General features: G+C 55.8%; 17 protein-coding genes and 1 pseudogene. 11 read left to right on the forward strand and 7 right to left on the reverse strand.

Annotated features, from left to right (window positions below):
* Window positions 1-93: 93 nt before the first annotated feature.
* Window positions 94-778 (reverse strand): annotated as a pseudogene (locus tag ACK83U_RS16000) (YoaK family protein).
* A gap of 1,254 nt (window positions 779-2,032) precedes the next feature.
* A complete protein-coding gene (locus ACK83U_RS16005) occupies window positions 2,033-2,221 on the reverse strand; it encodes a hypothetical protein (protein ID WP_075853439.1) in 189 nt (62 codons plus the stop codon).
* Between the two features lie 262 nt (window positions 2,222-2,483).
* On the opposite strand from ACK83U_RS16005, the gene ACK83U_RS16010 reads away from it, so the two are divergent.
* The gene (locus ACK83U_RS16010; protein WP_112606830.1) at window positions 2,484-3,770 is read left to right on the forward strand and encodes a nucleotide sugar dehydrogenase; all 1,287 of its coding nucleotides are present in this window, start codon (window positions 2,484-2,486) and stop codon (window positions 3,768-3,770) included.
* Window positions 3,771-3,785: 15 nt separating this feature from the next.
* Here ACK83U_RS16010 and ACK83U_RS16015 read toward each other — a convergent pair whose 3' ends face one another.
* Window positions 3,786-4,715 (reverse strand): UDP-glucose 4-epimerase family protein, encoded by a 930-nt coding sequence (locus ACK83U_RS16015; RefSeq protein ID WP_112606832.1) that lies wholly within the window; start codon window positions 4,713-4,715, stop codon window positions 3,786-3,788.
* A 188-nt stretch (window positions 4,716-4,903) separates the two neighbouring features.
* Between ACK83U_RS16015 and ACK83U_RS16020 the strand changes: the two genes are divergently transcribed.
* The 10 genes from ACK83U_RS16020 (at window position 4,904) to ACK83U_RS16065 (ending at window position 20,290) form a co-directional block, all read left to right on the forward strand.
* Complete coding sequence (locus ACK83U_RS16020; RefSeq protein WP_112607054.1) at window positions 4,904-5,479, forward strand: sugar transferase; 576 nt, start codon at window positions 4,904-4,906, stop codon at window positions 5,477-5,479.
* Window positions 5,480-5,634: 155 nt separating this feature from the next.
* A complete protein-coding gene (locus ACK83U_RS16025) occupies window positions 5,635-6,999 on the forward strand; it encodes an O-antigen ligase family protein (RefSeq protein ID WP_112607056.1) in 1,365 nt (454 codons plus the stop codon).
* A gap of 651 nt (window positions 7,000-7,650) precedes the next feature.
* Complete coding sequence (locus tag ACK83U_RS16030) at window positions 7,651-8,469, forward strand: ABC transporter permease (RefSeq protein WP_112606834.1); 819 nt, start codon at window positions 7,651-7,653, stop codon at window positions 8,467-8,469.
* Window positions 8,459-9,829 carry an ABC transporter ATP-binding protein gene (locus tag ACK83U_RS16035; RefSeq protein WP_112606836.1) on the forward strand — a complete coding sequence of 457 codons (1,371 nt, stop codon included), beginning with the start codon at window positions 8,459-8,461 and terminating at the stop codon, window positions 9,827-9,829. Before ACK83U_RS16030 ends, ACK83U_RS16035 begins: the two co-directional genes overlap by 11 nt.
* Before the next feature lie 55 nt (window positions 9,830-9,884).
* On the forward strand, window positions 9,885-12,149 hold the full coding sequence (locus ACK83U_RS16040) for a class I SAM-dependent methyltransferase (RefSeq protein WP_112606838.1): 2,265 nt from the start codon (window positions 9,885-9,887) through the stop codon (window positions 12,147-12,149).
* The gene (locus tag ACK83U_RS16045) at window positions 12,146-15,919 is read left to right on the forward strand and encodes a glycosyltransferase (protein WP_112606840.1); all 3,774 of its coding nucleotides are present in this window, start codon (window positions 12,146-12,148) and stop codon (window positions 15,917-15,919) included. The genes ACK83U_RS16040 and ACK83U_RS16045 overlap by 4 nt, the downstream gene beginning before the upstream one ends.
* Window positions 15,919-17,202 carry a glycosyltransferase gene (locus ACK83U_RS16050; RefSeq protein WP_246712135.1) on the forward strand — a complete coding sequence of 428 codons (1,284 nt, stop codon included), beginning with the start codon at window positions 15,919-15,921 and terminating at the stop codon, window positions 17,200-17,202. The genes ACK83U_RS16045 and ACK83U_RS16050 overlap by 1 nt, the downstream gene beginning before the upstream one ends.
* 7 nt (window positions 17,203-17,209) lie before the next feature.
* Complete coding sequence (gene wecB / locus ACK83U_RS16055; protein ID WP_112606842.1) at window positions 17,210-18,310, forward strand: non-hydrolyzing UDP-N-acetylglucosamine 2-epimerase; 1,101 nt, start codon at window positions 17,210-17,212, stop codon at window positions 18,308-18,310.
* The gene (locus ACK83U_RS16060; protein ID WP_112606844.1) at window positions 18,310-19,464 is read left to right on the forward strand and encodes a glycosyl transferase; all 1,155 of its coding nucleotides are present in this window, start codon (window positions 18,310-18,312) and stop codon (window positions 19,462-19,464) included. Before wecB ends, ACK83U_RS16060 begins: the two co-directional genes overlap by 1 nt.
* A 28-nt stretch (window positions 19,465-19,492) precedes the next feature.
* The gene (locus ACK83U_RS16065) at window positions 19,493-20,290 is read left to right on the forward strand and encodes a glycosyltransferase (protein WP_112606846.1); all 798 of its coding nucleotides are present in this window, start codon (window positions 19,493-19,495) and stop codon (window positions 20,288-20,290) included.
* Between the two features lie 194 nt (window positions 20,291-20,484).
* Here the strand turns inward: ACK83U_RS16065 and rfbC are convergent, their stop codons facing one another.
* From rfbC to rfbB, 4 genes are all read right to left on the reverse strand, one after another.
* Window positions 20,485-21,033, reverse strand: a complete 549-nt coding sequence (gene rfbC, locus ACK83U_RS16070) for a dTDP-4-dehydrorhamnose 3,5-epimerase (RefSeq protein ID WP_112606848.1) — start codon at window positions 21,031-21,033, stop codon at window positions 20,485-20,487.
* A 59-nt stretch (window positions 21,034-21,092) separates the two neighbouring features.
* Window positions 21,093-21,980, reverse strand: a complete 888-nt coding sequence (gene rfbA, locus ACK83U_RS16075) for a glucose-1-phosphate thymidylyltransferase RfbA (RefSeq protein ID WP_112606850.1) — start codon at window positions 21,978-21,980, stop codon at window positions 21,093-21,095.
* Window positions 21,981-22,065: 85 nt separating this feature from the next.
* The gene (gene rfbD, locus ACK83U_RS16080; protein ID WP_112606852.1) at window positions 22,066-22,968 is read right to left on the reverse strand and encodes a dTDP-4-dehydrorhamnose reductase; all 903 of its coding nucleotides are present in this window, start codon (window positions 22,966-22,968) and stop codon (window positions 22,066-22,068) included.
* The gene (rfbB, locus tag ACK83U_RS16085) at window positions 22,965-24,032 is read right to left on the reverse strand and encodes a dTDP-glucose 4,6-dehydratase (RefSeq protein WP_112606854.1); all 1,068 of its coding nucleotides are present in this window, start codon (window positions 24,030-24,032) and stop codon (window positions 22,965-22,967) included. The genes rfbD and rfbB overlap by 4 nt, the downstream gene beginning before the upstream one ends.
* Between the last annotated feature and the right edge of the window lie 81 nt (window positions 24,033-24,113).

The following is a 24,113-nucleotide window of genomic DNA, read 5'->3' on the forward strand; positions in this document are numbered from 1 at the left end:
ATCCGACGGTTACACTTAGAGAGCTGTAGCCGACTTGCAAGGCGCAAGAAAGGAGCAAGATTGGTAGTATCAAGAGCAAGCCCAGGCCGAAAGCTAAGCCGGCTTCACCTCCACCTTGCCGGTATGCATGAGAATTCCCGCAAGCGCCAGAACCGGCGGCAGCAGGAAACAGGCCATGCCGACAAACAAGAATAGCGCCGCCGCCAGCGCACAACCGAAGGCAAAACCGCCCGACCGCAGTCCCCATGCGGCCCAGCCGCGCTTTCATTGCCGCTTTTTCCTCCGCCTTGGCGCCTCGCAGCAGATCGGCGATGTCGATCATGATCTGCGTCGTCGTGCCCGTCATCATCGTCGTCGGCGGCGTCGAGCCGAGGTGAATGCGGTGCGCCGTCGTCTGAATGGCCATGGCGGCGACAAGCGTCATGCCTATCAGAAGCGGCTGCCAGCCATCTCCATCGCCGAACGGGCCAAAGCGCAAAGCGAGGATCGCCGCAAACGCGAGTAGCAGGAATTTCAGCGTCAGGATGATCCGCAGCGTCGGCAGATTGCGCCGCGAGAGCTCGCCGCCAATGAGACGTGCGAGGATGACGATGGCACAGAAGGTCGGCAGCGCCAGAAGCTTGGCCAGCGCACCCGAGGTTCCAAGCGCCAGGGAAGCGCCAAGCGTGACGAAATTGCCCGTCACATGCGCTGTGAACAGTCCATGCAGGGCAAGGAACCCGGCGGTATCGACATAACCGCCATTGATGCTCAGAAGTGTAGGCAGGCTCGACTTCATCGGCTCCTCGCGCGCTTTTATCGTCTCCGACCTTATCGCGCCGAACAGCCGTCAATGTCGAGATACTTGCGTGGCCGCGAAACGAAACACCGCCGTGGAACGCCAACCGGACGGCGACGGCATGCTGCAGATAAGGTTGCATCGACTTGCTTAACGGAGTTGTGTTTTACTGGCCGTCTGTCACAAAGATGCTGGGAGGCATCGCTTCATGATTCCAGTAGTTTTCTCGCATCTTGCGCGCCTCCTTGTCCAAAACTGTCGGCTAGGGGCTGCAGCAGGACTAGCGCTCTTTACCTTGGCGCCGATGGCAGCAGCTCAGGTACCGGGCGCACCCATGCAGTTCATGCTGGTCCATGCCGATCCCGGCTCCGGCAGCTGTCGACCCGAGGGCTGCGTCGACTGGATTGCCGCAGAAGGCATGATCGATGCGAAATCTCCTGGCGATCTGCGCAAACTTCTGGCCAGTATCGGCAGCAGGAAGCTGCCCATAATCGTGAACTCGCCCGGCGGAAATGTAGCGGCTGCGATGGAAATGGGGGAGATCATCCGAAAGCGCGGCCTGTCGGTGGCGGTGGGCGGCACGAGACTTCGATCCTGCCCGAACGACCAGCCACTCTGTGGCGATGGCTGGCACGCCGGCGCAAAAGGCGTCGTCTATTCCGCTGGCGCCAGATGTTTCTCGGCCTGCCCTTTCGTACTGGCCGCCGGCGTCAGACGCGTCATCAGCCCTTTCGGTATCGTAGGCGTGCATCAAGTCAAGACGACCTATGATCGGGAGCGGATACTCTACCGGATGAAATATCAGATCGTTAACGGCAAGAAGCGCCTCATCAGTCGCCAGGAAATCAGCCGCAAGTTTATCGGGCTGCGCGACAGCACGACGCTGTCGAAATCACAGCGATCAAAATTTCTCGCTTACTTCAAGGAAATGGGCATCGATCGGTCGATCCTCGACATGGCAATGAGTGCCGCTCCGAGTTCGATACGGCTGCTTACGCCGGATGAAGCGATGAAAATCAGGCTGATGACCGATCAAGCCTCCGCTGACGACCTGATAAAGGCCGGAGCCTGCGCGGCTGGCCAGCCGTTTTCGGCCTGCCAAGCACCGGTATCCACGGATTCGGCGGCTCGCTTCGCCAATCCACCCTTCGCGGATTGGCAACTGAATCCCGTACAGGACTTCCTTGCACCCTCTATCGCACCGAGTACCGACCGAAGCTCGCAAGGCAGCGACTGCGTTCAGCAATCGTCCGACTATTCACCCCATTGGGTTTCAAGTTCGGTGATTTCATCAGACAGTTCCGCGATGCGTTGCCGCAGCTCCGCCTCCGTGCCGTCGTCCACCTCTTCGTCGCCGAAACAATAGCGGGCTATATGCAGCTCGAGCTTGGCTTCAAGCTGCTCGCGCTGGGTGCGTAGATGTTTGAGATAGCTGTTTCGCATTGCGAACCACGCTTTCCGAAAAAATTAGGTCTCACCCAAATAAATGGGGTCGAAGCCAGAAAGTTTCGATAGGCATCCTATGCATCTGCGTCAAAGCTGAGGCGCAATATGCGATAAGGCTATACGCCCGGGCCATTGCAAAGCCGCTGACCGGTCATCACATTCATGCGACCCACAGCTGAAATGATCCTGAAGGCAAATATTAAGCGCTGACATCCGCTTCGTATTCGGGCTAATTCAGGCGGAGTGTTCGAGGTATGTTGTGTTGAACGAAAAAATTGCCGTTATCGGCCTCGGTTATGTGGGCCTGCCCGTCGCGATTGCGCTTGCCGAAAAATTCCATGATGTCGTTGGCTTCGACATAAAGGCCTCCCGTGTCTCCGCGCTGAAGGCGGGCGAGGACGATACCCGGGAGGTTTCCACCGAACGGCTGCGGTCGAGCGGACTGCGCATCAGCAGCGAGATTGAGGATCTCAGGGATCGCAATATCTTTATCGTCGCCGTGCCGACGCCGATCGACCAGAACCGGCAGCCGGATCTGCGGCCTATGATTTCGGCCTCCCGCACGGTGGGCAAGGTTCTGCGCAAGGGTTCGATCGTCGTCTACGAATCCACAGTCTATCCCGGCGTCACCGAAGACGTCTGCGGCCCGGTGCTGGCGGAGGTTTCCGGGCTGCGTCAGGGCGAGGATTTCCATGTCGGCTATTCGCCGGAGCGCATCAATCCCGGCGACAAGGAACACACCTTCGAGCGCATCGTGAAGGTCGTCGCCGGCGATGATGCGGAAACGCTGGAAAGGATCGCCGCCATCTATGGTGCCGTGGTCGAGGCCGGCATCCACCGCGCCCCCAGCATCAAGGTGGCCGAAGCCGCCAAGGTGATCGAGAATACCCAGCGCGACGTCAACATCGCACTGATGAATGAGCTTTCGATCATTTTCGAGAAAATGAATATCCGCACGGCCGACGTGCTGAAGGCGGCGCGGACCAAATGGAACTTCCTGCCCTTCACTCCCGGCCTGGTCGGCGGTCACTGCATCGGCGTCGATCCCTATTACCTGACGGCCAAGGCGGAAGAGCTCGGCTACCACCCGGAAGTCATTCTCTCCGGGCGCCGCATCAATGACGGCATGGGCGCCTTCATTGCCCAGAAACTCATCAAGATGCTGGTCGCGGCGAAAAAGCCGATCAACGGGGCGCGCATCGGCATATTCGGGCTGACCTTCAAGGAAAATGTACCCGACCTGCGCAACAGCCGCGTTCCCGACATTATCAGCGAACTGCATCAGTTCGGCCTGGAGCCGCTGGTGCACGATGCGATGGCAAGCCATTCGGAAGCTGAAGAAGAATATGGCATAAAGCTCAAAGAACTGCAGGATTTCGACAAGCTGGATGCCCTCGTGCTTGCCGTTCCCCACAAATCCTATTTGGCCGAAGGGGCCGCCCAGATCCTCGATCTCTTGAGCGAGAACGGTGTCGTCGTCGACGTGAAGGCGGCGCTCGATCGAGCCAATCCTCTGCTGGAAGGTCATTCGGTATGGAGCCTGTAAGGCCGAAAGGCCAGCTCAACTCGCCCCGGCACCGGCGACCGTGGCCGCCAATCCTTCTTCGACCGAGTAAGGCGGCGACCAGCCGGTGAGCGCCCGCGTCTCGCCGATATCGACCTGAAGCGAGCCAAGCAGCCGCTGCGCGGCGGCTCGACGCCCCAGCAGCGCCGCAAGTCCCTCGAGCAACACGGGTGGCACCGGCAGCATCAAGGCTTTACGCCCCCTCGACAGGGATAGTTTGGCGATCAGCTGGCCGATCGAAAGATCTTCGCCGTCACTGACCAGGAAGACGCGGTTACCGACGGACGCATGCTTCGCGCAGAGCAGCATGAAATCGACGAGATTGCCGACATAAACGAGCGACCTGCGGTTTCGAACCGCACCGAACGGCCAGGGAAACGGTCGTGCGGCCCATTTCATCAGGCTTGCGAAATTCGCCTTAACGCCGGGACCATAGACGAGCGGCGGCCGAATGATGACGACCTCCATCCCCGTTTCCGCTGATATCGCGAGCAGGGCCGTCTCCGCCTCCAGCTTCGAGCGGCCATAGGCATCTTCCGGATGCGGCACGTCCGAGGCCCTGAAGGGCTTTCCCGCTACTGTTCCCTCGCCGTTGACCTTGATCGAGCTCAGGAAGACGAAGCGCTTCACGCCGGCGCCTGCGGCCTGTCGCGCCAGGTTGACCGTTGCATTGACATTGACGGCGCGAAATGCGGCCAACGGATCGGCGGCACTCTCGTTCATGACATGGACGCGGGCCGCCAGATGCATGACGGTATCGACGCCAGCAAGTGCATCGGACCAATCCGTGTGGCTATCCATAGCCCCGATGGCGACGAAGCCCGGGCGGAAGTTGCGACTGACCGGCCGATAATCCATCCGCCGGCGGGAAAGCTCCGTGCACAGAGCCTGTCCGACAAAACCCGTCGCACCCGTTACCAGGATCATCCGCGCACTGCCTCCGCTTTTTCCGCACCATGAATAGCGGAGACATGCTTTGCACGGGATATCCGCTCGGAACAAGGGCGGGGAATCTTTCCGGGGATAGTTGTGCTTGAAATCGCGATATGAGATGGACGGAGCATTGACGACCTTCATCACCCTTAGAACAGAGGGCGATGCAACGACAAGAGACGATGCTTTATACGATCGCCAAGCGCCTTTTCGATTTTCTCGCCGCTCTCGCCGCGACCATCATCTTTTTCATTCCGATCCTGATCGTTGCTCTCGCAGTGCGGCTGACCTCGCCGGGTCCGATCCTCTATTGGTCGGATCGGGTCGGCCGGAAAAATAAGATCTTCCGCATGCCGAAATTTCGCAGCATGCGCACAGATACGCCGGCGGTCGCGACCCATCTGCTGAAGGACCCGAATATCTATCTGACGCCCATCGGCTCCTTCCTGCGCAAGTCGAGCCTCGACGAGCTACCGCAGCTCTGGTGCATCCTGAAAGGCGAGATGAGCATCGTCGGCCCACGCCCGGCGCTGTTCAATCAGCACGACCTCATAGCCCTGCGCACGGAGCGCGGTGTCGATGCTTTGCTGCCAGGCCTGACCGGCTGGGCCCAGGTCAACGGCCGCGACGAACTGCCGATCCCCGAGAAGGTGGCGCTGGACGAAGATTATCTGCGCCGCCGCTCTTTTTTCTTCGACCTCAAGATCATTTTCCTGACAGCCCTGAAAGTGGTCCGGCGCGACGGAGTTGCTCATTAACATACAATCGGCGAAATCGACATCGTTGGCGCATCGGCATGGGAAAATTGCCGTATTCCTGCCCTTTTGCGACCATAGGGGCCGTCATGGGGGCGAGAAATGCCGGATGATGAACCGATTCTGGACGAAGGCGGACGACATTGGACGACTCGCGCATGAACAATCCGCATGCTGACCTTGCAGCCGAGCCGATCGGCGTCACAAAGGCTGGGAGCAGCTTGACGAAACCGGTCGCCGTCATCGGCGGCATTCTCTGGCTGCTGGTCGCCTCGCCGACCGTGGTCGAGAGCGACGCCTATCGCTATGCGACGGCGCTCCTCTCCCTGATCGCCCTCTATTATTACATGAAGGCGCCCATACGGCCGCGCACGGACTGGATCGGCTGGCTCTGCATGGGCTGGGCCTTCTATGTCATGGCGCGGTTCTTCATCACCTTCTGGCTGACGCCGCAACACGATATCGGCGCCTCGGACTGGCTCTATGCCTTTCCCTTCTTCTTCCCCATCATGGGCGTCGCCTTCCTGCTCTATGAAGAGCTGATGGAGAAGATCGTCGCGGCCTATTTCGCAATGGTCCTTATCATGCTGGTCGCCACCCAGCATCTGCGCGAGGTCTTTGCCGGCGAAACCATCCGGCCGTTGATCATGAACAACCAGATCCACGGCGCCGTTGCCTGCGGCATGATCGTGATCTTCACCCTGTTCTGGCTGCTGCACTACCTGACGGACAAATCGAGCGACCGCCGGATCGCCCGCTTCGCCTATATCGTTTCGCCCTTCATCTTCGCGCTCTGTTTCATCGCCATCTACGGCGCCAAATCGAAAGGCGTCTGGCTGGCACTCGGCATAACACTGCCTGTCCTGGCGCTCATTACGCTCACCTATTTGCGCCTGAAGAGCGGCGTCATCATCATCATCGCCGTCGCAGCCGTGTTGATCGCCGGCATCTATGGTGTCAGGCACAATCTCGACAAGACGGCCGGCCCAACTGTGTCGGCAGCCATTTCGATGGTCGAAAATGTGGCGAACGGCCATGAGATGGGCGGCGTGGTTTCGAACGCCATCAGTTCCAGCAATACGCCGGTATCGATGGACGAGCGCCTGCAGCTCTGGTCGAACAGCTGGGAGGTCTTTTCCTCCGCACCGATTTTCGGCTGGGGCAACCGCTGGCTCGAACGCTGGGCCGAGACGCGCTACTCGCATGTCCAGTACACGCTGCTGCACAACGGCTATCTGGAAATCCTAGTGCGCTACGGCCTGTTCGGTGCGGCAATCATGGGCTTCATGCTCGCCATCTTCATCCGCGCCGTCTGGCGCGCCCGCAAGGCCGGCATCATCCCGCGCGCCGCATGGCACGCCTACATCGCCTGCCTTTTCTTTTTCTCATTGACGCTCCTCAGCAACTCCAACAACCGCCTGGCGATCGGCGAAAGCCTGGCCTTCGCAAGCTCCGCCTTCGCCTGCTGGTGCCACATGCGACTGAAGGGGGAGTATTTGGCTGCGGGGAACTCAACGATATGACGGTAGGCAGTTGTGAGCGCTTGAGCCACAAGGCATCAAGCGACACATTCATTGATCATTGGTGCAGCGCCGCGACGCATGCTGAATTCAACCCGCCATGCGCGAAAGAGGAATCCAAAACGCCATCGCACACTCTTGTACGAAAAAAGGAAAATTGACGCAGATGGGATCGCATCAGGCAAACAGCAGGGTCTTCCGTCACCATTTGCTGCTTACAGCTCGCGTTCTTGATTCTGTCGGAGCTCTAGGCTATATGCGCCCACGACTCGGGGCTTTCCACTCTACCCTTGGTAGTTACGGAAAAACCATCTTTCGAGGGGCGCAGCTGATTTTCAGGATCGAGGATAAGAGGATCGGATACAACCTAGATCCAGTACTCAGCTCACGCCGGGCGAACGGAGAATCTCGTTATGCCTTTGGAACTCCAACGCAATCAAAAAGGCATGCGCCAAGATTTACACCGTCACTGGACCGCGCGAAAATCATCCGTGAGACGAACGGAATCATTGTCAGCAAACAAAGCGGTCGACCAGCTTGGCGCTTGCAAACATCCCATTCCAGATCTGCATCAATGCTGAGCAGCCCGGGGGATAAATCCGTAATTTCCCACATAGGTTGCTTTGCCTCTGAAGCTTGTAAGGTCGTTCAGTGATGCAACGTTTTTCGCTATCTCCTATCGGAATGCTGACAAGCTTTTGGAATAATCGCGGCCTCATTTTGGCGCTGACCGAGCGCGAAGTTATCGGTCGTTACAAGGGATCGTTTCTCGGCATTATGTGGTCGCTGTTCAATCCGCTTCTGATGCTGACGATTTACACATTCTTTTTCAGCACGGTGTTCAAGGCGCGCTGGCCCGGCGGAAGCGAGTCGAAAACCGAATTTGCTTTGATCCTCTTCTCGGGTCTGCTGATCTTCAATTTCTTCTCGGAAAGTCTCGGACGAGCGCCTTCCTTAATCGTCGGCAACGTAAATTACGTCAAGAAGGTCGTTTTCCCGCTGGAGATAATGGGATTTGTCTTGGTGGCCTCAGCCGGATTTCATTTTTTGGCCAGCATGGTTATTTGGCTGTTGTTCTACCTCATCTTTTTCGGCCTGCCATCGGTGCAAGCCTTATATTTTCCATTCATCCTGATTCCGCTGATTCTTTTGGCCATGGGATCTGCCTGGTTCCTTTCCTCACTAGGCGTCTATCTTCGCGACGTGAACCAAATCGTTACCGCGGTCATTCCCGCATTGATGTTCCTTTCGCCGGTCTTCTTTCCCATAAGCGCTCTGCCGGAACAGCTCCACATCATCTTCCAGCTCAATCCACTGACTTTCCTCATTGAGGAAGCCCGAGGAGTCTTGATCTGGAAACAGGACCTCCATTGGGGGCACTGGCTTATTCAAACGGTTCTTTCCGGCATATTCGCATGGTTCGGCTACGTCTGGTTTCAGAAGACGCGAAGAGGTTTTGCCGATGTCCTCTGACGAAATCTCCATCAGAGTCGAGGGTCTCGGAAAGCGTTACGAGATCTATTCGTCGCCGCGCGAACGGCTGAAACAGTTTATTCTGCCGCCGATCCAACGCGTGATCGGAAGGGATGTCGTAGCCCACTACAAAGAACATTGGGCATTGCGGGACATTTCATTCGAGATCAAAAAAGGGGAGGCCTTTGGCATCGTCGGCCGGAACGGAAGCGGCAAGAGCACACTGCTGCAAATCATCACCGGAACTCTCGCTCCAACCGTCGGGAACGTGACGACGAAGGGGCGCATCGCCGCACTTCTTGAACTGGGCTCCGGCTTCAACCCGGAATTTTCCGGGCGAGAGAACGTGTATCTCAATGCCATGTTGCTCGGCATGACCCGCGAACAAGTCGACGAGCGCTTTGACAAGATCGCCGCATTTGCCGATATCGGCGACTATCTCGAGCAGCCGGTAAAAACCTATTCGAGCGGCATGCTGGTCCGTCTCGCGTTTGCCGTTCAAGTACAGATCGACCCCGACATCCTGATCGTCGATGAGGCGCTCGCCGTCGGCGACGCCCTGTTTCAAAAGCGCTGCTTTGCTCGCATCGAGAAACTGCTCTCGGACGGAGTGACGCTACTGTTCGTATCCCACGATCAAGAGTCCGTTAGAACGCTTACGCATCGCGCCATTCTATTAAGAGGTGGGCAGGAGGTATTGACAGGCAGCTCCTCGGAAGTCCTGCTTTCCTACCGGAAGCTTTTGCACGAAGAAGAATCATCCTATTTCTCGCGCTTGGCGCCCAAGCAGACCACGGCCTCCAACGGCTCTAAGAAGCCGGCGGCATCGAACAGCGCGAACAAGGGCACTTCCTTGCCGGGACGCAGCGACAACCTGTCTTTCGGGGACGGAGGCATCGAGGTGACAGCGGTTCAGACTTTCGATGCCGACGGTGAAACCTGTGCGGTCTTCTATCCGGGAGATCCGGTCAAAATACGAGTGAGGTGCCATTCCACAATCACAACTGATCGCATCAACGTTTCGATACGTATCAGAAGCCGGGAAGGCATCAAGATATACTCTTGGGGAACGCTGAACCAGGACATGCAGGTTCTCAACGGCGCCCTTGGCGGCGAAGTATTCTGGACGCGGGAAATTCAGGAGAACGAAGATTTCGATGTATGGTTCGAATGCAGCTGCACTCTCGGTCCCAATTTATATGAGATCCAGGCCGCCATTTCCTATGAGGGGAAGCCGGATTATACCGAGCAACGCATACTGCATTGGAAGGATGAAGCAGCATTTTTCCAGACGTTGATGCGCCAAAACGAATACGCGTTTGGTGGCATGACCGATTTGCGCATGAAAGCGATGTGGTGACGCCGAGTTGCATCTCTGCCATCATTTAAACCGTTGAGAACGACCAGAGAACAATATGCAAACTCGCTCATCCAACTCCAGACTTGTGGATCTGATCCTTGAGTCCTGCGGCTACGGCAAGCTCCTGGAGTGCGGCAACGGCACGGACTTGCTGCTGCCGAAGCTGCTGGAGGCTGGCGTTGACGGCTATGCCGTCGAACAATCCCAAGCGGACGTCAAGCGTATCAATGCAAGCTTTCCCGGCCGCGGCATTGAAGGTTCGGCCTTAGAGCTTCCATTTTCCGATGAAAGTTTTGAAACCGTCGTCTCGATCGGCTGTCTCGAAAGGTTGAACGCCGGGGATATCACGGCAGCGTTGGGCGAGCTGTATCGCGTCTCGTCCCGCTATGTCTTTTTGCGAGTGTCGACCGGACTGAGTGCAGAAGCCCCTTTGCCGCATGCGTCTCAAGACCGAACATGGTGGGAAACCCATTGCTTTGAAGCCGGCTTCCGCAAGCATCCGTTATTTTACCAGATCAACCCATATGAATCGTTGAACAGCGATGGTGCCCATATCCTGATCCCGCTCGAAAAGGTTCCTCGGGCAGCGCTGCAGCACTATGATTTGACCGTTCTCGTCGAGGAGCGTCTGCTGCATACGGACATGCTTCGCGAAACGGGCAGACGAAGTGACGCACATTGCATTCGCTATCATAAGGCGGCTGAATATATTCGCCCAGGCGACCGTGTGCTCGATGTCGCGTGTGGGCAGGGCTATGGGAGCCACATCCTCTATAGCATATCGAAAGCCCGATCGGTGATCGGGATAGACCTCAGCGATTTTAGCATCGATTATGCAAATGCCCATTACGGCCGTTCGGACGCCGTCAGATTTGAGGTTGGAGATGCCCAGGCTCTCTCGCAGATACCTGATAACAGCATCGATTTCATTACTGCGTTCGAGACCATAGAGCACGTTCCGGACCCCGATGCCTATCTGACCCAGCTGAAGCGCGTCCTCAAGCCATCCGGACGTTTGATGGTTTGTGCCCCGAATAACTGGGTTGACGAAACCGGCAAAGATCCCAATCCCTATCATCTCCACGTCTATACCTGGGAACGCCTCATCGACGAGTGCGGATCGTATTTCCTGCTGGAGAACGGCTTTTTCCAGACGGCGGGCGGCGGCATGCGCTACCATCATTCGCCCCGCAGCTGGATCGAAGTGCCGCCGCGGAAAGAAAGCGAACAGGACGGCGAATGGGTCCTGCTTTTGTGCATGGCCGATCCGGTCGCGGGCAAGGGCACAGCCTATCATGAGACCGCCTGGAACCAGCCTGACTCACCGGAGTTTCATGTATCGGCCTTCGCCCGAGACTACGAAAATCCCTGGCTGGTGAGAGGCATGGTCGCAATCGGCATGCGCGCCCGTTGCGAGAAACTGCTTTCGGACATGCAGGAGCAGGTGCTGAAAGCATCCAGCCCCGCGTCGGCGGACTTCGGCAGCGCCCTTTGCGGCCAAATCTATGCCGCGGCTCAACAGGACGGATGTACGGAATCGCACTTCCAGGAGCTGCAGGAAGCCGCTCTGCGTTATGCTGCCATCGCAACGCCATCGCCCCATCAGCTGCGATGGCAGGTTTCGCTGCTGTTTGCTATCGGGGAGGCAGCAAGAAGACATGGGAAAGCAGGCGTCGCCGCGGACTTCTATTCCAGATGCGCGGCAATCGACGTTATGCCCTATAGCCCGCTGCTGGGAAACAAGACGCTTGATGCCCTCTATTGGCTGAGCATCTATGCGCTCGCCAAGGGCGACCTTTCGCAGGTACGGACGTATCTGGAAAAAAGCGTCGGCGAAGCACAGCGCCTGATATCCGCCTCCTGGCTGAACATAATCGGAACTCCGACAAAGCCGCTGCCTTTCGGCTTTCCGGAAATATCCCAGCTGATGGATAGGGCGGCACGAGCCGCCTACATGCTGGATTCGCTTGATGACTACGCCGCAAAGCCGGGGCTTTTCCGCTATGAAAGCCAAGGGTTTTTCGAAAGGCAACTGAAAGCCGCGTCGGCAAGAACGCAAGAACTGGAGACGACGGTCAATTCGCTTGCCCGCGAACTCATCAGTGCCGAAGCGTCCAGGCAGGAGCTAGGTCACCAGGTCGCCGAGACTGAAGCGCGCGCGCAGGATCTCGGACGCCAGGTCATCGCGTTGGACGCACGTGCCCAAGAGCTTGCCCGCAATTTGGCGAGCACGCAAAGTCCGTTGCGTTTCCATATGGCGCGAGGCGTTCGTTTTCTCTCGCGTCGAATCTCCAGGCTGATCTCGAAGAACAATCCATGACCAAAGCTGCAACCACTGGCATCGTCATTGTTTCCTACAACGCTCCCGACGCGCTCATTGCGACGTTGGCCAGCGTAAGAAGGGCGCATAACGAAAGCTCGGTTAAGCTCATCTTGGTGGATAATGCATCCAATTCCGACGAGCGTGACAAGATAAGGTCGGCAATCACAGCCCACATCGAAGAGGTTGGCAGCGACTGGCGTTACATAGAGGAACCGGAAAACCTCGGCTTTTCGGGCGGCAACAATGTCGGCATCCGAGAATTTCTTGCTGACGATACGATAACCCACATCTGTCTACTAAATAGCGATGTGATCGTGACGGATCATTGGCTGGACAGAATGCTGGCGCATGGGAAGGATATCATCAGCTCCGTCACCAACAAGGCCGACAGCGAGCAATGCATACCGGTCGATTACAGCGCAGAGTTGAGCGAATTCATCGAGGCTGGCACGACGAAAATTTCCGAGGCGCCCTATCAGCGCGTGAAGAATTTCGCCGACCGCCGATACGAAGCCTGGCAAGGCAATCTCGTTGAGGCGGACGTCACGTTCTTCTGCGTCCTTCTGACCAGGGACGCCTGTCAGAACATCGGTCTTTTGGATGAAACATTCTTTCCCGGCGGCTTCGAGGATGACGACTATTGCCTTCGCGCCCGAAAGCTTGGCTACGATATCTTTCTGGCGCGCGATACGTTCATCCATCATTGGGGATCAGCTTCATTCGGCAAGCTGCAATATGAATATTTCAGCGCCCGGGCCGAAAAGAACAAGCGCTATCTGGAGAAAAAGCACGGCTTTAGCTGGAGCAGGCGACCGGAAAAACCGATCGTCTCCTTTTGCATGGATGCGGTGTTTGCCCTTGGCAAACCCGGCGATTCCTCATGCCGCTCCGATTTGGCGGCATACATGCGCAATCTCGACCGTCAGATAGACTATTTTGAAACCGAGTTCCAAAATCTCTCGGGGGCCTTCGAAGCCTATCGCGACCTCGCTTCGGAGGATCTAGCAAAGCGGGTGTCGGCGGCAGAGGCATTTGGAGACGTAGCTGCCGCATGGACGCGTACAAAAACGACAATCGTCAAGCTCGTGAAGACCGCTTCGATCGCCGCGGAAAGCATCGCTACGATCACGGCCGACCTGAACAGTATAGCGGAGGCGGTCCACATTCGCGTCGAATGCAATTTTGCCGTCCATGACTTTGTCTCGACCCTCGAGCGTGATGGCAAAGGCGCCACAGCAAGACTGCGTCGCCCCTCAAGCGCGGCGCCAACGGGCCGTCCCGCCGGAAAAATTTCCAGGCTCATGTGGCTTGCGAGAAGAGGCATCGGGTTTCTGCGGCAGCTGGATGGTATCGTGTTTTTCGGGGGCTATTTTTACCCCGAGCGCCAGAGCGATGGGTATTTTCAGCGAATTCAGATCGTTGACCGGCTCTTCCGGGATCGTTGGCGCATTTATGTAGAGAGCGAAGAGCTGACCGGCCGCAATATATGGTTTGATCGCCCGGAACCGAATGTTCTCGTACTGAGGGTGATGGGCAACAGAAAGCTGAAGATGCTGGTGCGGCTGCTAGCCGCCGCAGCGGTCCTTCGCACGCGCAAGATTTATTTCCACAGCGTATTGCGGATGTATGACAATCGCTTCGGCAAGTTTCTGCATCTGCCCTTCATACGCAAGGCTGTCGACATCCATGGCGTGGTACCGGAAGAATTCCGGATGCATGACGATTTCTACAGCGCACTCATCTATGACAAGCAGGAGCGCCTGGCAGTTCAAAAAGCCGGCATCGTGATTGTCGTCACGAAGGCAATGGAGAATTACCTCCGGCAGAAGTTTCGCGATGCGCTAAAGGCTCGAAGCATTTCGTTCCCGATGTTCCCGACCTTTGAGCCATCGATAGCGACGCGACCGCTGGAAAACGGAAAACCGATCGTCGTATACGCCGGGGGGCTACATCGCTGGCAACAGGTGCCGAAGATGATCGATGCAATCGCGAAAACTGCGGACCATTGCCAGCACCGCTTCTACACTCCGCAACCGGACGCGGTGAAGGCGATGCTATCGGCAAATCTGGTGGATTCCGTCGTTGTGGAATCGAAGACACATGCCGAATTGATGGAGATCTATCCGCATTGCCATTATGGCTTCATCCTGCGCGAGGACAGTATCGTCAATAAGGTCGCCTGCCCCACCAAGCTCGTCGAATATCTGGCGATGGGGATCGTTCCCATTATCGATTCCGAAAATATCGGCGATTTTAAATCGCTCGGCATGCAGTACATTACGCTACCTGACTTCCTCGCGTCCGAATTACCAGATGAAAGCACCCGTGCCCGGATGGCGCATGAAAATCTGGCCGTTTACGAAAGGCTCCAAGAGGTCCGCCAATCAGGCGCAGAGCAGATTTACCAATTTTTCTCTCCGCAACGCGCGGCTACCATCCGTTCCCGCGTCGCAACGAGATTACACCGTTCTCTTCCTCCTGAAACAATTGGTGGACGGTTCGCGCGCCGTTTCTGGCGGAAAATCTCCCCCACTGTCCGCAGACCTATTGTCGAGGCGACCGCCAGTGTCCCTTTGACAGATCTGACCAGCGTCCCACGCGAATGCGATATTCTCGTTCAGGTCGACAATTTTGAAGCCGGCGGGTTGGAGAACGTCGTCCTTGATCTCAACGATACGCTTGCGAAGGCAAATTATAAAATCGTCCTTCTTGTGCTCGGTAATCGTGGAGCCGCAGTGGAGCAGGCGCGCCGCCGCGGTCAAAAGATGATTTGCCAAACATATAGCCCGGTGGCTTATGAAAGGGTTATCGACCATCTCAAGCCAAAATTGATCCTTGCTCATTATTCGACGCAGGGACTGCAGGCTTGCAACGACAGGGATATTCCGTTCCTGCAAGTCATCCACAATGTCTACATGTGGTTTAATGAGCAGCAGCGGCAGGAGTTTTCCGACAACGCCAAGCTTACGACCAAATTTATTGCCGTTTCCGACTATGTTCGAGATTACAGCATTTCCCGCCTCGGGGTTCCCGAGGAGAAATGCGTCGTCATTCCGAACGGTATCGATTTTGCGCCATTCCATGATTTTGTGCCCTCCGAAGCGCGCGAGAGCCTTCGCGTGAAATACGGAATCAAAAAAGACGATTTCGTGTTTGTCGACATCGGCGCCGTAAATCATCAGAAGAATCATTTGGGCACGCTGAAGGCATTCGAGATCGCCGCGCGCGCATGCGAGAATGCCAAGCTCGCTATATTGGGGCCGGTCTACGAGACCGTTCTGATGGATGAGCTCAATGCGTACATTGCCGCCAAAGGCCTTGAAAAGAAAGTCATATACTGCGGAGCTGCGCCGCGGTCCCACGAACATTTTGCCATGGCTGACGCATTTGTCAGCGGCGCCTTCTTTGAAGGTGGTCAGCTTATTCTGCTTGAGGCTATCCGCTCAAATCTGCCTATCGTAACCAGCAGAGTTGGCTTCTCTTCTTCGTTTGAGGGACGTCCCGGAATCGAAGTTGTTCCGCCCCCTCAAGACATTGCGCAGTATCGAGGGGCGATTTGGGAGTTGAAATCTACCGAAGAGTTCGAAAGCCGAATGGCGGATGCGATGATCCGCATCTGGACAAATCCCGTTCGCCCGAATTTCAGCGACGACGAACTAAGCAAGCTTGAAAGAAGTACGAGTTATCAAAAATATAGCGCGCTCATGAAAGCGCAGCTAACACAAGACAAGGAATGCGCAACTGAATTTCAAATTCGGACGGCATGATGTCTTATTGGCGTGGGATCGTTCGAAATTTTGCTTATGCTAGCTTCCGGAAGATATTCTGGGCGCTGCCGGCACCGCTGCGCCATCATCTGCATGGCTTTCGGCATTCTCTCGTGCGGTGGCTTCGCAAAGGAGGAAGCCAGGGGCAGCGACAGGCCGATGATATCGGCTGGGAGAGTTTTCGCGACGGACCGCTCTCCAACAAGGGCTATCGTCTTGTCTTCATTCTGGAAGCCAATATCGACTGGGAAGTAACTCTGTATCAGCGACCACACCATATGGCGCTTGCGCTGGGGAGGCTTGGCTGTCTGGTATTGTATCGGACGACGGGAGATGGCGTTGTCGGCTTTCGCCCCATTGAGAATAACGTCTGGCTTACGAACGATCCGAACGTAGAATCGATCGACGGCGCAGTTCGTTGTTTTTATAGCACTACCTTGTTCGCTGATGACCAAGACCTCTTGTCCGCCAAGAGAAATGGATTCGTGATCTACGAATACATCGACCACATCGACGCCTCTATTTCTGGAGGTACGCACAGCCTCAAACGCCTTCTAACGTTGAAACAGGGGGCGTTCGCCCATGCTGATCTTGTCGTTTCCTCCGCGAAATTGCTGCAGGAAGAGGCTGTTCAGGCGAGCGGCGCATCCCGCTGTGTTTTTGTTCCCAACGGTGTCGATGTTTCGCACTATAGAAATAAAGCAAATGCTTCACACGACATCCCACACACGCTGCGAGCGTTCAAAGAAAACCATCGCCACGTCGTCGGCTATTTCGGAGCGATAGCCCCATGGCTGTGGTATGAACTGATGGAGGACGTCAGCGAACTGATGCCCGATATCGGATTCGTCTTCATCGGTCCCGATTACAGCGGTTGTGTGCCGCAACTTCCGCGCAAGGAAAACGTACTTTACCTGGGGCCTGTCGACTACAAAAATCTCCCGTCCCATGCACGTCTTTTCGATGTCTGTTTCATACCCTTCGTGATGGGTGACATAGCGCGCGCCACGTCGCCGCTTAAGCTCTTCGAATATTTTGCTCTCGAGAAACCAGTCGTGGTGACGGGTGACATGCAGGAGTGCGTTGTGTACGAGGAGGTTTTCTCTGGCAATAATGCTGTGCAGTTTACCCGAGCTATTGAAAATGCATTGAAAGTCCGGAATGATCCCTCATTTAAGCAGCGCTTGCGTGATCTTGCTGATGCGAACAAATGGGATATTCGGGCAGAAACTTACGTTTCCAAGATAGAATCCCTGATCGCAAGTGCCGATCCTGTTCTCTGAGGTTCCTATGAAGAAAAAAGTCATCTGCGTTGCCGGCACGCGACCTGAAGCTATCAAGATGGCTCCAGTCATTCTGGCGCTGAAGCAAGAGGCTTGGTCCGATGTAAAAGTTCTGGCAACGGCGCAACACCGCCAAATGCTCGATCAAGTTCTGGAGTTTTTCGATATCAAGCCAGATATTGATTTGGACATCATGCGCCCAAACCAAACTCTGGCTGGTTTGACTGCTCGCCTGCTTCTAGCCATCGACGAGGTTTTGGAAGCAGAAAAGCCCGATGTTGTCCTCGTTCAGGGTGATACGACGACCGTGATGACTGTTGCTTTGGCGTGTTTCTATCGCCGTATCCCGATTGGACACGTCGAGGCAGGTTTGCGCACCTGGGATATCCAGAATCCTTTTCCCGAGGAGGCAAATCGTGTCATCGCGGGCAAACTCGCTAAGTGGCATTTCGCACCGACAGAAGGCGCACGGCAAAATCTTCTCAAGGAAGGCATTGCTGAAAGCGATGTGCTCGTCACCGGCAACACGGTGATAGACGCGCTGCTCATGACGGCATCAAGGCCGCTCGAAACCACGGTCCCCCTCGACGACAGCAAACGGTTGGTGATGGTGACGTCCCATCGGCGCGAGAACTTCGGGAAACCTTTCCGAGACATTTGCGAAGCGTTGAAGACTTTGGCGGAGCGCAACCCCGGTGTACAATTTCTCTATCCCGTTCATCCAAATCCCAACGTCAAGGATGTCGCGCACGAGATTTTGGGGCCCACTTCCAATTTTATCCTGTGCGAACCGTTGGACTATGCGCCTTTCGTGGCAGCAATGAAGCGCGCATACCTCATTTTGACGGATTCCGGCGGCGTTCAGGAAGAAGCGCCGGCGCTCGGAAAGCCGGTTTTGGTTTTGCGCGACGAAACTGAGCGACCGGAGGCAGTCGCACAGGGCGTCGTGAAACTCGTCGGACCCCACTATGAGAATATTGTCCGCGAAGCACAGCGACTTTTGGACGATGAGGACGCCTATAAGGAGATGGCACGTGGCGTCTCACCCTACGGAGATGGTCTCGCCTCAAAGCGCATAACGGAAACCCTGCGCGAGTTCTTTTCCTGATGCGCCTCGTTTATTTGTCGCCCGTACCATGGGCTAGCTTTGCCCAGCGGCCTCATAAGTTTGCCGAATGGTTTCATTTGCGTACTGGCGGCGAGGTTCTTTGGATCGATCCTTATCCAACCCGACTCCCGAGACTGCTTGACTTCAAACACCGTAATGCGCCGACGACAGGTAAACCTAAAAATCTCCACACATGGATAGAGGTCGTTAAACCAAAGGCTATACCAATTGAGCCCCTACCGTGGTTGTCATCAATGAACAGGTTTATGTGGGCTCGGATATTTTTCAAGGTAAAGCACTTTGTGGAAGGTCATGACGCGTTAATTGCAGCGGGAAAGCCAAGTCTTTTGGCAGATCTTCTCGTCTCAAGGCATCCAAACATACTATCCTTGTATGACGCCATGGACGAATTTCCCGCATTCTATAGCGGCCTCTCAAAAGCCGTTATGAAAAGGCGGGAGAGGGCTCTTGCGTTGAAATGCCGCCATATGTGGGTAAGTAGCACGCGGTTGCACGAACAATGGAGCAAACTGCGATCCAACCTCAACTTTGTCCCCAACGGGCTTGAGCCAGCTTTGTATTCGAACCTGAGCAAGATTAGGAATGCCGAGGATAGGAAGATATTTGGCTACATCGGCACCATTGCTAAATGGTTTGATTGGGAATGGGTTATTAAACTGGCAAATACTCGACCGAATGATATCGTAAGATTGATCGGACCGGCATTTGCTCCTGCACCCGGATCGCTTCCAGCCAACATCGAGCTTCTGCCTCCATGTGTACATGAGGAAGCTATCAACGCTATGGCGAACTTCGATGTCGGCATTATCCCGTTCAAGAATAATCCTTTGACCGCATCGGTCGATCCCATCAAATTCTATGAGTATCGAGCAATGGCGCTTCCTGTGATCTCAACAGATTTTGGTGAGATGTCATTGCGGCGAGGATCCCAAGGGACATTTATAAGTCGGTCCCTGGAGGATATTGATCACCTGGCACGAGAGGCCTTGTTGCATCGCGATTCTGCTGAGTTCGCTCAGTCGTTCATTATGGAAAATGGCTGGCCTAGGCGATTCGATAGCGCAAGTCTCCCAATCAAGAGCTATGGTAGCGCAGCTATAGTATCATCGTCGGCTAAAGACAGTGAAGAATGACCCATTTCCTTCAGAACCACCGACAAAATTGACGACACTGCTCTCTATTTGCATTGTCACCTATAGCCAGGATCTTGCTGTCCTCCAGGCAACTCTCGAAAGCCTGCGAGCCGCGGTCGCTCATCTAAGTGATACAAAGACCGACATAACGATAGTCGATAACTCTCCGAGGGGCTCTCTTTCCGATTGGCTGAGGGAGAACTTTCGGGATCTCTCCATTCACCTGCTTACTGGACACGGCAACGTCGGCTTTGCTCGCGCGAACAATATGGTACTAGATAATATAGGCGACCTGCACCTAGTACTTAACCCAGACGTTGTTTTGAGCCCAGATAGCTTGGAAAATGCCGTGCAGTTTCTGAAGCTGCACCCCGAATGCGGTCTATTGACACCCTCAGCTTTGGGAACAGACGGCATACGCCAGTATCTGTGCAAGCGCTATCCCACAGTCTTTGACCTTGCATTAAGAGGCTTTGCACCAAAGCGGCTCAGACAGCTTTTTCAAAAACGGCTAGACCGCTATCAGATGGCGGATATGCCCGATAACGAAGTTTTTTGGGACCCGCCGATCGTCAGTGGATGCTTTATGCTCTTCAGAGGCGAGATTTTTCGAAATCTTGCCGGGTTTGATCCGAATTATTTTCTTTATTTCGAAGATTTTGATCTTTCCATACGTGCCGCCCAGGTGACTCGCATCGCCTTCCTGCCAACAGTAAAGATCGTTCATGGCGGTGGAGACGCGGCTCGCAAGGGTCTCTGGCACGTCGAGCAATTTATCCGTTCCGGTTGGGTTTTCTATCGAAAGTTCGGCTTCAGATTGATTTAATCCGGCTGTGGCCGGTTCGCGAGCGCGCACCCATACCGCGCCTGCGAGCCATTTTTCGAGGTAAACGCGTAAGCAAGCCCACGTATCTTTCCGGGTGCTGATCGGCGATTTTCTGCATGCATCATGCAGGGAATCCTAGAATCCTTCGGCGAGGTCAGCAAATCGCGATGATAGACCCTATGGTGTTCTGCATCTCACATAAAAGTTTCGGCCTCTGCCAGAAGTTGCTGGCGCTGATCTTTTGCAGAGAGCATTGGCTGATCGGCAATTTTCCAGTCGATGGCGATCTGCGGATCGTCCCAGCGGATGCCGCGATCGCTCTCCGGCGCGTAATAGTTGGTAGTCTTGTAGAGAAACTCCACATGGTCGCTCAGCGTCAGGAAGCCATGGGCGAAGCCTTCCGGGATCCAGAGCTGGCGCTTGTTTTCCGCAGACAGAAGAACGCCGACCCATTGGCCGAATGTCGGTGAGGATTTCCTGATGTCAACAGCAACGTCATAGACTTCGCCGGCCACCACTCGCACCAGCTTCGCCTGCGCATGCGGCGGCAGTTGATAGTGGAGACCGCGTAGGACCCCCCTGCCCGACCGGCTGTGATTGTCCTGCACGAAATCGGCGCTTCGGCCGATCGCTGCTTCGAACTTCGCCTGATTGAAGCTTTCGAAGAAGAAGCCGCGATCGTCTGCAAATACCGTCGGTTCGATAATCTTGACATCGGGAATAGCGGTATCAATGGCTTTCATTCGTCGTCCTGTTCGGATTGTTTGCAAGGGAGATGCGGCGGCATAAAACGCCTGAGCGATTAGAATATCTGCTCGCGCAAGATGCCAATGAGATATTGTCCATAGGCATTCTTCTTCAGCGGGTTCGCCAGCGCCTCGACATCGGACGAACTGATCCAGCCGCTGCGATAGGCGATCTCTTCGGGGCAGGCCACCTTCAGGCCCTGCCGGTTCTCGATCGTCGCAATGTAATGGCTCGCCTCCAGCATCGATTCATGCGTTCCGGTGTCGAGCCAGGCATAGCCGCGGCCCATCGTCTGGACGTCCAGCCGGCCGGCCTGCAGATAGTGAACATTGACATCGGTGATCTCCAGTTCGCCACGCGGCGACGGACGGATCGATTTAGCAACGTCGACGACGGTTTCGTCATAGAAGTAGAGGCCGGTTACCGCATAGTTGCTCTTCGGCATCCCCGGCTTTTCCTCCAGGCTGATCGCCCGGCCGCTCTGATCGAACTCGACCACGCCATAGCGATGCGGGTCCTGCACGTGATAGGCAAAGACGGTCGCCCCCGTTTCCTTGGCGCTCGCCTCGTGCAGCAATCGGATAAAATCATGCCCGTAAAAAATGTTGTCTCCCAGAACCAGGGCAGACGGCGCGCCATCCAGAAACGCTTCGCCGATCAGGAAGGCCTGGGCAAGACCGTCGGGGCTGGGCTGAACGGCATAGTCAAGCTTTATGCCCCATTGGCTGCCATTGCCGAGCAATTGCTCGAAGCGAGGCGTATCCTGCGGCGTCGAGATGATGAGGATCTCGCGGATACCCGCCAACATCAAAGTCGTCAGCGGATAGTAGATCATCGGCTTGTCGTAGATCGGCAGGAGCTGCTTACTAACCGCAAGTGTCAGCGGATAGAGCCGTGTTCCCGATCCACCGGCGAGTATGATTCCTTTGCGTGCCTTCGTCATTATCCTGCGTCTCGTCCTTAGTGCATCTGCCTCTGTCTCACCGGCGGGAGGACATGGCCGGAAATCATCGGCAAAAATACGGTTTTCAATTCCCCACAGCCCGCAATCTTGCCAGGACGTCATCGACGCCCTCCTGCCAGAGAGGAAGCGCAATATCGAAGCGATCCGTCAGCTTTCGACAATCCAGCCGCGAATTGGCCGGGCGCTTGGCAGGGGTCGGATATTCAGCTGTCGATATAGGCTTCAGCGCCTCGAGAGACAGCGCAAGCCTAACGTTTGCTGCCAATGCCTCGCGAACGATATGCGCGGCATAACCATACCAGGAAGTGCTGCCCTGTGCCGTGAGATGATAGGTTCCCGAGAGGTCGCCTGGAGCTCGCGAGGCCATGATGCGCTCGATCACCGTGCGTGTGACATCGGCAATCAAGGCCGCCGAGGTCGGCGCACCAACCTGGTCGGCAACGATGTTCAGTGCACTTCTCTCACCAGCCAGCCGAAGAATGGTCTTCAGGAAATTGCTGCCGTGATGACCATAGACCCAGCTGGTGCGCAAAATGGCATGATGTGCACCGGAGGCGCGCACCGCCTCTTCGCCCCGCCACTTGCTTTCGCCGTAGACGGACTGCGGATTGACAGCATCCTCTTCTCGATAGGGATCGGCTTTCGTGCCGTCGAAGACATAGTCTGTGGAGTAATGGATGAGCAAGGCACCATTGTCCGCCGCCCAGCGCGCCAGTATCCCCGGAGCGGTAGCATTGACCGCCATCGCCAGCTCTTTATCGCTCTCGGCCCGATCCACCGCCGTATAAGCAGCCGGATTGACGATGATATGTGGCTTGTGCTCACGAAGAGCGGCAAGGATGCCTGCTTCGCTAGCCAGATCCATGTCCGCACGCGTCAGGGCAACGACATTCCCCAGGGTGCCGAGCGAACGCTGCAGCTCGAAACCAACCTGCCCATTGGCGCCGGTGACCAGAATGGCGCTCACAACTGGGCCTCGTACTGCTTGCCGACCCATTCACGATAGGCACCACTGGTAACGTTACGGACCCACTCCTGGTTTTCGAGATACCATGCGATCGTCTTGCGAATGCCGGTCTCGAAGGTTTCCGCCGGCTTCCAGCCGAGTTCGCGCTCGAGCTTGCGCGCATCGATCGCATAACGGCGGTCATGACCCGGCCGATCCCTAACGAAGGTGATCTGATCACTGTAGCGTCCGCCATCAGCCTTCGGCCTCAGCTCATCGAGGATGGCGCAGATCGTCTGCACGACATCGAGATTGGGTTTCTCGTTCCAGCCGCCGACATTATAGGTTTCCCCGAGCTTGCCGGCTTCCAGTACGCGACGAATGGCGCTGCAATGATCCCGGACATAAAGCCAGTCGCGGATCTGCTGGCCATCGCCATAGATCGGCAGACTTTTTCCCGAAAGCGCGTTCAGGATCACCAGCGGGATCAGCTTTTCCGGAAAATGGTAAGGTCCGTAATTGTTGCTGCAGTTCGTCGTTAAGACAGGCAGGCCATAAGTATGGTGCCAGGCCCGCACAAGATGATCGGATGCCGCCTTGCTGGCCGAATAAGGACTGTTCGGCTCGTAGCGATTGAGCTCATTGAACGGCGCATCATCCTTCGACAGCGTGCCATAGACCTCATCCGTCGAGACATGAAGGAAGCGCAAGCCTTGCTTCTCCCCGTCCGGCAAGCCATCCCAATAGCCGCGCACGGCTTCCAGCAGATTGAAGGTCCCGACGATATTGGTCTGGATGAAATCGCCAGGCCCATGGATGGAGCGGTCGACATGACTTTCAGCTGCGAAATTGATGACCGCACGCGGCCTATGAAGCGACAGCAAATCGCTCACCAGCTCGCGATCGCCAATATCGCCATGCACGAACACATGACGATCATCGCCCTTCAAACCCTTCAGCGTATCTAAATTACCGGCATAGGTCAGCTTGTCGAGGTTAACGACCGTCTCGTCGTGTCGCTCAAGCCAGTCCAGGACAAAGTTCCCGCCGATAAAACCAGCCCCACCCGAAACCAATATCGTCATCTAAAGCCTTTTCCATTTTAGGCACACAGCTAAATTGTCGACATAATCCAAGACAAATCAATCTTATGACAAGGAGGCCTA

The organism is Rhizobium sp. WW22, assembly GCF_047041135.1.
Classification (GTDB): Bacteria; Pseudomonadota; Alphaproteobacteria; order Rhizobiales; family Rhizobiaceae; genus Rhizobium.